General features: G+C 49.7%; 11 protein-coding genes and 1 rRNA gene. All 12 read right to left on the bottom strand.

Going from position 1 to position 10,646, the window contains the following annotated elements; genetic code table 11:
- Positions 1–221: ribosomal RNA gene (locus tag J0X21_RS06735) — 16S ribosomal RNA — on the bottom strand; the annotation flags it as partial.
- Between the two features lie 528 nt (positions 222–749).
- On the bottom strand, positions 750–2,225 hold the full coding sequence (gene lysS / locus J0X21_RS06730) for a lysine--tRNA ligase (protein ID WP_206811405.1): 1,476 nt from the start codon (positions 2,223–2,225) through the stop codon (positions 750–752).
- 223 nt (positions 2,226–2,448) lie between these two features.
- The gene (gene greA / locus J0X21_RS06725) at positions 2,449–2,919 is read right to left on the bottom strand and encodes a transcription elongation factor GreA (RefSeq protein WP_206811404.1); all 471 of its coding nucleotides are present in this window, start codon (positions 2,917–2,919) and stop codon (positions 2,449–2,451) included.
- 240 nt (positions 2,920–3,159) lie between these two features.
- On the bottom strand, positions 3,160–4,128 hold the full coding sequence (gene dusB, locus J0X21_RS06720) for a tRNA dihydrouridine synthase DusB (protein ID WP_206811403.1): 969 nt from the start codon (positions 4,126–4,128) through the stop codon (positions 3,160–3,162).
- Between the two features lie 80 nt (positions 4,129–4,208).
- Positions 4,209–4,982 (bottom strand): type III pantothenate kinase, encoded by a 774-nt coding sequence (locus J0X21_RS06715; protein WP_206811402.1) that lies wholly within the window; start codon positions 4,980–4,982, stop codon positions 4,209–4,211.
- A gap of 49 nt (positions 4,983–5,031) precedes the next feature.
- On the bottom strand, positions 5,032–6,009 hold the full coding sequence (locus J0X21_RS06710) for a biotin--[acetyl-CoA-carboxylase] ligase (RefSeq protein WP_206811429.1): 978 nt from the start codon (positions 6,007–6,009) through the stop codon (positions 5,032–5,034).
- Positions 6,010–6,013: 4 nt separating this feature from the next.
- Positions 6,014–6,397, bottom strand: a complete 384-nt coding sequence (panD, locus tag J0X21_RS06705) for an aspartate 1-decarboxylase (RefSeq protein ID WP_206811401.1) — start codon at positions 6,395–6,397, stop codon at positions 6,014–6,016.
- Positions 6,390–7,247 carry a pantoate--beta-alanine ligase gene (gene panC / locus J0X21_RS06700; protein ID WP_236006099.1) on the bottom strand — a complete coding sequence of 286 codons (858 nt, stop codon included), beginning with the start codon at positions 7,245–7,247 and terminating at the stop codon, positions 6,390–6,392. Before panC ends, panD begins: the two co-directional genes overlap by 8 nt.
- Before the next feature lie 27 nt (positions 7,248–7,274).
- On the bottom strand, positions 7,275–8,144 hold the full coding sequence (locus J0X21_RS06695; protein ID WP_206811399.1) for a Rossmann-like and DUF2520 domain-containing protein: 870 nt from the start codon (positions 8,142–8,144) through the stop codon (positions 7,275–7,277).
- A gap of 368 nt (positions 8,145–8,512) precedes the next feature.
- Positions 8,513–8,980 (bottom strand): 2-amino-4-hydroxy-6-hydroxymethyldihydropteridine diphosphokinase, encoded by a 468-nt coding sequence (gene folK, locus J0X21_RS06690; RefSeq protein ID WP_206811398.1) that lies wholly within the window; start codon positions 8,978–8,980, stop codon positions 8,513–8,515.
- A gap of 4 nt (positions 8,981–8,984) precedes the next feature.
- On the bottom strand, positions 8,985–9,413 hold the full coding sequence (gene folB, locus J0X21_RS06685) for a dihydroneopterin aldolase (protein ID WP_206811397.1): 429 nt from the start codon (positions 9,411–9,413) through the stop codon (positions 8,985–8,987).
- 4 nt (positions 9,414–9,417) lie between these two features.
- Positions 9,418–10,632 carry a dihydropteroate synthase gene (folP, locus tag J0X21_RS06680; protein ID WP_206811396.1) on the bottom strand — a complete coding sequence of 405 codons (1,215 nt, stop codon included), beginning with the start codon at positions 10,630–10,632 and terminating at the stop codon, positions 9,418–9,420.
- Positions 10,633–10,646 lie beyond the last annotated feature (14 nt).

Genomic DNA, 10,646 nt, shown 5'->3' with positions numbered 1-10,646 from the left:
CCGCCTTTCCTTAGCTTGAGATGCCTCAAGCTAAGCTCATCCGGTATTAGCCCCCGTTTCCAGGGGTTGTCCCGGTCTTATGGGTAGGTTACCCACGCGTTACTCACCCGTCCGCCACTATCCGGCCCTTAATGCGAACATTAAGGGCCGGACCGTTCGACTTGCATGTGTTAGGCACGCCGCCAGCGTTCGTCCTGAGCCAGGATCAAACTCTCCGTAAAATTTACGAAGAACACGAGGTTCTGAGTGTCGAATGCGCCAACAAGTGCGATAGCCCTACTGGACTATCGAGACGGCAAGCATTCGACGAGCACTTCCCTCGTATCTCGAGGCATTTTAAGAGATTTTGACTGCTCAAAATCATTTTTCTCAGTTACGGCTGATTGCTCAGCTTTTACTGACGAGTTCCATTGGCGTCTTGTTGTTTAGTTTTCAAAGATCAGGATGTTCGCTGCCTTAATCGGCTGACGGAATCTTATCTTAGCATAACATCTTTTCGATGTCAACGGTTTTTTAATTTTTCCTGTTTCTGCCGTTAGTTTTAATTCCGTATTATGATCGGATCATTAACCGAACATTCGATACTATATCATGACTCAAAAAACTATTCAATCTTGCCTAGTTGGCACAAACTCACGCTAAAGACAACTATCGGTTACATATCTTCTATTAACAACAAATTTCTAATGAATCGATAACTTTTCATGTTTATCCGATAAGACATCGAAAAAGTGTAATACCTAGCCAAGTTACTCCTTGCCGACTTCTTCTTTCGGCCGCATGGTGGGAAACAGAATGACATCCCGAATCGAAGCGGAATCTGTTAACAGCATGACCAAACGGTCGATCCCGATGCCCAAGCCCCCGGTTGGCGGCAGGCCATACTCAAGTGCCTGGAGGAAATCTTCATCCATCATGTGAGCCTCGTCATCCCCCTGATCCCGCTCGGCCATCTGAGCCTCAAAGCGCTGGCGCTGATCAATCGGATCATTCAGTTCGGAAAAGGCATTCCCCAGCTCCCGTCCATAAGCAAATACTTCAAAGCGATCCGTATATTCCGGATGCTCCCTGTTGCGCTTGGCCAGAGGAGAGATCTCGACAGGATGCCCTGTAACAAAGGTAGGCTGAATCAGTTTTGGCTCTACATATTCTTCAAAGAAGGCGTTAATAATTTTCCCTCTGGAGGCGTTCTCTTCCACCTTCAGACCCTTTTCTTTTGCTGCCCGGCGTGCTTCCTCATCCGTCAAGATCGTTCGGAAATCCACCCCAGCATACTCTAAAATCCCTTTAAGCATCGGCAGTCTCCGCCAAGGAGTTGTGAAATCGAGCACCTGTTCCTGGTAGGTCAGGGTCAGGGAGCCGTGCACCTTCTCCACAATATAAGCAATCATGTGTTCTGTGAGTTCCATGATGTCCTCAAAGTTGGCATACGCTTGATATAGCTCCATCATCGTAAATTCAGGATTATGTTTAATGGAAATCCCTTCATTGCGAAAATTACGCCCGATTTCAAAAACCTTTTCAAACCCGCCGACAATTAAACGCTTCAGGTAAAGTTCAAGCGCGATGCGTAAATATAAATCTAAATCAAGGGTGTTATGATGCGTAATAAACGGCCTGGCTGCTGCACCCCCGGCAATAGTATGCAGAGTTGGGGTCTCAACTTCGAGAAATCCTTGGCTCTCTAAGTATTCACGCATGGCTCTGATTACTTTACTCCGGACCACAAACGCGTCGCGCACATCCGGGTTCATGATCAAATCAAGATAGCGTTGGCGGTAGCGCAAATCCACATTCGTGAGTCCATGAAATTTTTCCGGCAGCGGACGCAACGCTTTACTAAGTATTTGCACCTTCTCAGCATGGATGGAAATCTCGCCTCGTTTAGTTCTAAAGACAACTCCCTCGACTCCGATAATATCGCCTATATCAAATTTAGAAATTAAATCAAATAAATCTTCACCGACATCATCTTTGCGAATATAAATCTGGATACGGCCGCTAAAATCTTGAATATGGGTAAATATCACCTTGCCCTGATCCCGTTTCGCCATCATGCGCCCGGCGACCCTGACTTTGTTTCCCTCAAGCTCTTGAAACTGCTCCAGAATCTCCAGCGCCTGATGCGTTCTCTGATAACGATCCGCGTATGGCTCTATCCCACGCTGGCGCAGCAAACTAAGCTTGTCCAAGCGCACACGCCAGAGATCATTTTCATTGTCCATTACCACATACCTCCGCCCAATCTCTTTATCAATCAATTTTACCAAACTCCAATGCCATAAAACAAGTTCATAAAGTTCATATATAGTATTATTATATAAACTAAACTTGGCTTGCATCCGTCAATAAACCGTTCTGACGAGTGCAAGCCTTAATGTACCAAAAAGGGAGGCAAAAAACCTCCCTCAAAGACACATGTTAAATCATCAATCGAACTCATAGGTTCTACATAATATCCACAATTTGATAATGCAGAACACCTGCGGGAACATTAACTTCAACCACAGTTCCCTTCGCTTGGCCCAGCACAGCTTTACCTACCGGAGACTCATTGGAAATCTTGTTCGTGCCGGGATCAGCTTCAGCCGATCCGACAATCGTATATTCCTCTTCATCCCCGTAATCAATATCCTTGAGCAAAATCTTTGAACCTAAGACAACAAGGTCGGTCCCTTCGTAATCATCGATTACCTTGGCATTTCTCAACATCTTTTCGAGAGTTATAATTCTTCCTTCGATAAATGCTTGTTCGTTCTTGGCATCTTCATACTCGGAGTTTTCGCTGATGTCCCCGAATTCAATGGCTTGTTTGATCCTCTCTGCAATCTCTCTGCGCTTTTGCGTCTTAAAATATTCCAACTCATCTTCAAGCTTCTTTAAACCTTCCAGAGTTAAAATTACTTCTTTTTCGGGCATTCCGTTCTCGCTCCCTTTTCTCGTCCTGTGCCTTATAAGGTGGCTGCATTGCCATTCCTATATATAAAGCCCCTTAGACTTATCTGTCGCCAATTTTTTGTGGTTAGGCTTTCACTCAATTACTCGTTATTATAAGAAAGGTGCAAAATATTGTCAAGGTTACCGTTTCCCCCCTCGATATTTTTAGTGCTGATTTCTACATTTTTTGGTGCTCTTCTATTCTACCAATTTATTTCAAAACTATGCGTGCGAGTCCAAGATTCCCAAGAGAATGTTCTTCATTTCTTTCGCAGTCTGGGTTTGCATAATCCGGTCGCGGATATGGGCGGCATGTTTAATCCCTTTTACATACCACACCGCATGCTTGCGCATTTCATTGAGCCCGATTTTTTCCCCTTTATACTGAAGCAGCCGATCGAAATGTTCAAGAGCTACGTTGATTTTTTCCGAAAGCCCAGGCTCAGGCTCTAAGTCTCCTGTGAGAAGATAACGCTGAACACGGGGGATAATCCAGGGATTCCCCAGCGCGGCCCGGCCGATCATTACCCCGTCACAGCCGGTTAGTTCAAGCATCCGGCGGGCATCCTCCGGACTGCACACATCTCCGTTTCCAATGACCGGGATGCTGACCGCCTCTTTCACTTGCCTAATCAGCGTCCAATCCGCTTTACCCCCATAATACTGTTCCCGGGTCCGGCCGTGCACGCTAACCATTTTGACCCCTGCTTCCTGCACCCGCCGGGCAAGCTCTGGAGCCACCAGCTCATCCGTGGCCCAGCCTAAACGCATTTTTACACTGACAGGAACGTTCCGGGCAGCGTCTACGACCCGGGCCGCAATTTCCTGGGCCCGCGGCAAATCGCGCAAGAGGGCGGAGCCTTCGCCGTTTTTCACGATCTTTGGGGTAGGACAGCCCATGTTGATATCGATAATATCCGCCCCGTGGGCAATGGCCAAACCGGCGGCCTGAGCCATCGTCTCCGGCTCAGATCCAAATAACTGAACAATTCGGGGCGCAGGCTCCCCGCTCACATCTATCATATTCAAGGTACGCGGGTTTTGGTAGTTTAAGGCTTTATCGCTAATCATTTCCGTCCAGGTGTAGCGGCCTCCAACGGCATAAACCGTTTGCCGAAAGGCCTTATCCGTCACCCCCGCCATCGGAGCCAGAAATACCGGCGTGGCAAGCTCATATGGTCCTAGTTTCATAGATATGTTCTTCTCCTGTAAGACATGCACATTGTCTCATGATTAAGTGCCTCATGATTAAGTGCCTCATGATTTTAGGGTTATCCCTTGCGCACATTCCGTTCATAAATAATACGCAAGCCGTCAAGGGTGAGGAATGGGTCCACTACTTCAATCATACGCGATTCTTCTGAGATTAGCTCGGCCAAACCTCCGGTCGCAATCACCTTGGTTTCCGGCCCCAGCTCCGCTTTCATGCGTTCCACAATCCCATCCACCTGACCCGTAAATCCAAAATAAATCCCGGACTGCATCCCGGCAATCGTATTCTTGGCAATCACCGACTTCGGCTTCACCAGTTCAACTCGCGGCAGCTTCGAAGCCCGTTGAAACAAGGCCTCGGTTGAAATCCCGATCCCGGGAGCAATCGCTCCGCCAAGATATTCGCCCTGGGCCGAAATGGCACAGAACGTTGTCGCCGTGCCAAAATCAACAATGACCAGCGGGCCGCCATACTTGGAAAAAGCGGCAACCGCATTCACAATCCGGTCGGCTCCGACTTCCCGTGGATTGTCGTAAATAATGGGCATCCCGGTTTTAACACCCGGGCCGATAACCAACGGTTCCACTCCGAAATACTTGCGCGCCAAAGCTTCCAACGTCGGCATGACCGGGGGCACCACGGATGAAATCACAATCGCTTTCATCTCTTCAAACCGCAACCCACTAAAGTCAAACAGATTTTTGATTACCACCGCATGTTCATCGACGGTACGCGATTTCTCAGTGGAAACGCGCCAGTGGTATATCAACAGTCCTTCATCATAGACCCCTAAGACAATATTGGTATTCCCCACATCAAATACTAAAATCATAGAAGTTTCTCCTCATCATATGGATCGTGATTTTGCATATACTTATGGCTTAGAAATACTCCCCGTTGACCGCCCGCAGGCGTACTTCCCCGGCAGAAAAATGATGCTCTTTTCCTTCTGCCTCTACAAGCAGCTCCCCGTCTGGAGCGATTCCCCGGATGATACCCCGGTAAACCCGACCCCCTTTTTCAATCGCACACTCCCGGCCAATCCCGAGAGCACGCTCAAGCCAAAGTTCGCGCAACGGGGCAAAGCCATCCTGTTCAAATTCTTTAAGTCCTTGCTCCAGGTATTTGAGGATGCTTGCCGCCAACCGGTTTAGATCCAGCTTACGCCCAAGCAGATCGTGCAAAGATGCCGCCGGAAGTTCAGGGCTTAAATCTTTTCGTTCAATATTGGCATTGACTCCGATGCCAATCACCATGGTCTGAATCGTGGTCCATTCCCCCACCACTTCCGCGAGAATCCCGGCAAGCTTTTTTCCTTCAAAAAGGATATCATTAGGCCATTTAATTCCCGGCTTAAGTCCGGTCAAGTCACGCAGGGCATCCACCACAGCCACACCGGTTACCAAGGTTAGCTTGGAAGCCTCGGCCAAGGATAGGTTGGGCTTAAGCACCACGGTCATCCAGAGTCCTCCGGCGGGAGACTCCCATAACCGTTGCATCCGCCCATGTCCGGCGCTCTGCCGTCTGGCGATGACCACTGCCCCATGGGCTGCACGCTGACGTGCCAGTTCTTTGGCTTTTTCGTTGGTGGAGGAGATGTCTTCATAGAAATAAAGTTCCCGTCCCAGATTCTCGGTTTCTAATTCTCGAGCCAGGGCCCAGGAATCAAGAGCCAACGGGCTCGCGAGCAAGCGGTACCCGTTTTTGGTCTGGGCCTCAATCTCATAGCCGGCTTCCTTCAACCCTTTCATTTGTTTCCAGACTGCTGCCCGCGTCAAATTTAGCTCTTGGCTGATCTGTTCTCCTGAGATAAATTCCCCTGGCCGCTCAGCTAAGAGATCTAAGATTTTATGGCGTATCATCTTAATCCCTTTCCCCGTGTATCTCTTCCTGGGCAATCTTAACCGGCCGGTTGGCATTGTCCACAAACACCACTTTGGGCTGGTAGGAGCGAGCGGCATCATCCGTAAAGATCCCATAAGAAATGATAATGACCTCATCCCCGACCTGCACCAGCCGGGCTGCTGCTCCATTTAAGCAGATCACCCCGGAATGGGCCTCCCCGGGAATCACGTACGTTTCTAACCTTGCCCCGTTATTATTGTTCACCACCTGGACCCGTTCATTCGGAAGCAAATCGGCCGCTTCCATCAAGGCCGAATCAATCGTAATACTTCCCACATATTTGAGATTAGCCTCAGTTACCGTAGCCCGGTGAATTTTAGATTTCATCATATGCCTAAACATCTGTTCCCACCTCCACCACTTTGTTATCAATCAGGCGCGTTTGACCGAATTTTACGGCCAGGGCAATTACCACCGGCCCCTCAATCTCCGTCACTTCCTTCAAATCAGCAGCATCCCTTACTTCGACATAGTCAATGTCTCCGCTGCTTTCCGCCTTAATCTTGGCCCGAATTAAATTTTCTAGAGCACGGGCGCTCCGTTCTCCCTTGCGGATAGCGGCTGCACCCTCCTCCAGGCTCTGATACAGCACCACCGCTTCCGCCCTTTGCTGCGGGCTTAAATAGACGTTGCGGGAACTGAGCGCCAATCCATCCTCTGCGCGCGCAATCGGAACGCTCCGTACTTCCACCGGCATATTTAAGTCACTGACCATACGGCGAATCACCTGCACCTGTTGATAATCCTTCTGGCCAAAAAAAGCGAGATCCGGCTGCACGATATTAAAAAGTTTAGCCACAACCGTGGCGACCCCGGTAAAATGGCCGGGCCGGGATTTCCCGCATAATACGGCATCAAGTTCTTTCACCTCGACCAGGGTTAACATGGGTTCGGGATACATCTCCTCGAGTGCCGGATGAAACAGCAGATCGACCCCCGCTTCCTCAGCCAGACTGCTATCCCGTTCGAGGTCACGCGGATAGCGCCCAAAGTCTTCCTTCGGCCCAAACTGGAGAGGATTAACAAAAATACTCATCACCACGAAGGCACCCGCGCGCTTGGCCTCCTCTACCAGACTGAGATGTCCGCGATGAAGATAACCCATGGTCGGAACAATGGCAATTTTCTTACCCTTCCGCTTCTCCCCCTGTACGTGCGCTCTCAATTCTTTAATAAACCAAGTGCTAATCATTCTCCTGCTCAGTCCTTTCATAATCCATTATCCCTGTTTCTCTGCAAATATCCCGCTTAACTCCTGCCATACCTGGGGCGGATACTCTTTACCCGCCAGCGCCAATTTTTCTTTGCCTAGCGCCAATGCATGCCTGCCTAACGACAGATAAGTTTCAGCAATCTCATCCGGCAGCTGGCTTAAGTGCCCTTGAATAACCTCCGTGTCACCGCGGGCAATCGGCCCGGTCAAAGCCCGTGGTACCTTTACTTTGCTTAAATTATGTAAGGTTCCGCTCATTAAAGGAAGCAGGGATTCCAGCGCTTCCTCCGGCTCGATGCCGGCCCCCAGGAATAACCTTTCCGCCAGCGCCGCTAATACAACCATGTAATTCGAAGCAATCACAGCTCCCGCATGGTAGAGGGATTTATGTTCGGAGTTCAGCCGGTGCGGAATTCCTCCCAGCGCCCGGACGATTTCCTCTCCTTTCTCTTCCCCTTCTCCCTCCACTCCAAAATGTGTACCCTCTAGGATTTCTAAGGCCTCATCCACGGTCGCAAATGCCTGCAGAGGGTGAAGAGATAGGGTTTTTACCGGTAAGTCCGGCTTCGCTTTAAGGACTTGCGCCCGCAGCGAACCGGAACAATGAACCCATAACTGCCCTTCCCGGAAAAGTCTGTGCTCTGCCAAATTCGCTGCAACCGTCCCAATCGCGTCGTCCTGGGTCGTAACAAACAGGATATCCACCTTTGGCACAAGTACATCTAAGGACAGAAAATCCTTGGTTAAATAGCCTCTGAATCGAGCGTATGAGCTTTCACTACGGGTATGAACACCTACACACTCATACCCGGCCTGTTCCAGTTTGATGGCCAGGGCGGTGCCGACTACCCCCGTCCCGATAATCCCAAATCTCATCTTTTTTCACCCCAAAATCAAAAAACACCCTCACTTGGCGTGAAGGTGCCCAATATTTTTAATCCTTCACCGTCTCGGTCGTGCCGATCCAAGCGGTACCTTAATTAACTGTAATGACTTAAAGTAGAATTCAGGAACGTAAGTCTCCAGTGACGCGAATCTACAGTGCAGATTCGCGCCGAAGGCGAAACTCCAAAGGAAGCTTACCGTCTGAGGATGACTTACGCCGTTCGGCCAAACCGAAGATAAATTCTTCGGCCGAACGGAGTAGTAGTCAGTAGTCTAAATTTTTCAAACGTGTATCTCCTTGCGGATGACACCGTTAGAAACTTAGCTCTTCTGAAAACACCTGATTCGCCCAATCCTCGTTAGTCTACCCGCTTTACCTCCCCTTCTCCGCTTACCTCCTGAATCGAGCGTCCGGAGGGCAAAACCAGTCTGGGGGCAATTTCGCGCAAAGGGGTAAGCACAAACGCTCGCTCCTCCATACGCGGGTGGGGCAATCTAAGCTGCTCTAAATTGCTAACTCTATTATCATAGAGAAGTATGTCAATGTCAATCGTGCGCGGGCCCCAGCGCAAAATCCTTTTTCTCTGTAGTCTGTTTTCTATTTCCTGGCATACTTTCAGCAAATCCAAAGGTTCCAGTTCTGTCTCAATTTCAACCGCAACATTCCAAAAATCATCCTGATCCGTATATCCCCAAGGCTTAGTCTCATAGATGTGAGACTGGGCCATGATTCGAATCCTTTGGTTCTCTCCTAAAAGCCTAAGCGCCTCCCTCAAATAATACCCTTTATTACCCATATTACTCCCTAGGCTTAGATACGCTTGCATAAATTTAACTCCCGTCCATTCCGGTCATTATCTTTTCTGTTTTTTTATGCTCCGTGTTAATGTCACGCCTGCGCCAGATTTCGACCGCCAAATCGGAAAATATCCCCGGTACCGGCGCTTGCGGCTTATGCACTTCTACCCGCACTTCCTCACAGGGAAATTGTGCGAGAATCTTGGCTGCGACACTTTCCGCCAAACTCTCGAGCAGATGATGGCGCTCCCCGCTGACACAATCGCGCACCACTTCATAGACTTCCGCATAGCTCACGGTCTCCTCAACCTTGTCACTATGCCCGGGCCCGGCTAAATCCAAAAAGAGGTCAACATCCACAATAAAACGCTGCCCCAGCAAATTTTCTTCCGGAAGCACCCCGTGGTAGGCATAAAACTCAAGTCCCCGCAGGTGAATGGCATCCTTTCTTCTTTTTAACATTCGCTCACTCCCCGATATAATTGGCACCTCTCTGCGCCCGCATGATCGCATCAGCCATCTTAATGGCTCGGACGTTATCCTTTACATCGTGCACCCGTATCATGTCCATCCCGGCCACTACGCCCAGGACACTGGTGGCCAGCGTCCCTTCCAGACGTTCCTCTACCGGCAGTTTCAGGGTATTCCCGATCATGGACTTGCGCGAAGTACCCAAGAGGACCGGGTGACCTAAGGCTCTAAACTCGTCTAAGCGGGCCATAACCTCCAGATTCTGCTCCGTTGTCTTACCGAAGCCAATTCCCGGATCCAGGATAATCTGATCCCCGCTCAGTCCATTCTCCTCGGCCAAATGGATGCTATGACGCAGGAAAGAAAAGATTTCTCCCATCATATTCCGATACTCTGTCCCATCTTGATTGTGCATCACAATCACCGGCACCTGGTAATCCCCTACCGTCTTCGGCATATCCGGATCCCGCTGCAGCCCCCAGATATCATTGATGATATTGGCACCCGCCTCAATGGCCTTAGCGGCAACCTCAGCCTTATAGGTGTCAATCGAGATGGGAACGGAAATCCTCCCCACAAGCTCTTTCAAAACAGGCTCCAAGCGGCTCCATTCTTCCTCGGCGCTAACTTCTTTATGCCCCGGCCGGGTTGACTCAGCCCCGATGTCAAGAATATCCGCTCCGTCTGCAATGAGCTTCTCCGCCTGCTCCAAAGCGTTTTCCAAGTGATAAAACTTCCCGCCGTCCGAGAAAGAATCCGGAGTCACATTCAGAATACCCATAATGAGAGTGCGTTCTCCTAAGGTTAACTCTTTTCCCCGGCAGTTAAGGATACGGGGCTTCCGTGGTTCGAGTGTGCTTAAAAGTTCCTTCAGAGCTTTTCCAATATCCTTCAAGCCAAACGGTTGGGCCAGAAGTTTATTTGCCACCTTTTCCAACTGGCGCACAGTACCCAGCAGCATGATATCGGTGGCCTCTATGCCATTGGTGATAACATCGCGGTGAACTGCGGCATCTCCATCTGCTGCGAGCATCTCTTGCTTGAGAATATGGGCGACCCTTAATGGAACTCCTTCAAGCTTAATCGCCCGTCCGACCGCCTTCCCGGCCATTAAGGCAATCCCACCGGGATCAGACCCGATATGCTTCAACGCCCGCTTTCCTTCTTCCGCACTGTCCAGCTTAACCCATCTCATACCGTAGTCTTTCATTTGATATCCTCCTG

The organism is Paradesulfitobacterium ferrireducens, from assembly GCF_017310645.1.
Classification (GTDB): Bacteria; Bacillota; Desulfitobacteriia; order Desulfitobacteriales; family Desulfitobacteriaceae; genus Paradesulfitobacterium; species Paradesulfitobacterium ferrireducens.
The sequence above is the reverse complement of the archived record's forward strand: the minus strand, read 5'-3'. Positions and strand labels throughout refer to the sequence as shown.

Coding starts and splice junctions, on each gene's coding strand:
- J0X21_RS06695 (WP_206811399.1), bottom strand. CDS start 8,144: ATGAGATTTGGGATTATCGGGACGGGGGTAGTCGGCACCGCCCTGGCC.
- folK (WP_206811398.1), bottom strand. CDS start 8,980: ATGCAAGCGTATCTAAGCCTAGGGAGTAATATGGGTAATAAAGGGTAT.
- folP (WP_206811396.1), bottom strand. CDS start 10,632: ATGAAAGACTACGGTATGAGATGGGTTAAGCTGGACAGTGCGGAAGAA.
- lysS (WP_206811405.1), bottom strand. CDS start 2,225: ATGGACAATGAAAATGATCTCTGGCGTGTGCGCTTGGACAAGCTTAGT.
- panC (WP_236006099.1), bottom strand. CDS start 7,247: ATGATTAGCACTTGGTTTATTAAAGAATTGAGAGCGCACGTACAGGGG.
- dusB (WP_206811403.1), bottom strand. CDS start 4,128: ATGAAACTAGGACCATATGAGCTTGCCACGCCGGTATTTCTGGCTCCG.
- J0X21_RS06715 (WP_206811402.1), bottom strand. CDS start 4,982: ATGATTTTAGTATTTGATGTGGGGAATACCAATATTGTCTTAGGGGTC.
- folB (WP_206811397.1), bottom strand. CDS start 9,413: ATGTTAAAAAGAAGAAAGGATGCCATTCACCTGCGGGGACTTGAGTTT.
- panD (WP_206811401.1), bottom strand. CDS start 6,397: ATGTTTAGGCATATGATGAAATCTAAAATTCACCGGGCTACGGTAACT.
- greA (WP_206811404.1), bottom strand. CDS start 2,919: ATGCCCGAAAAAGAAGTAATTTTAACTCTGGAAGGTTTAAAGAAGCTT.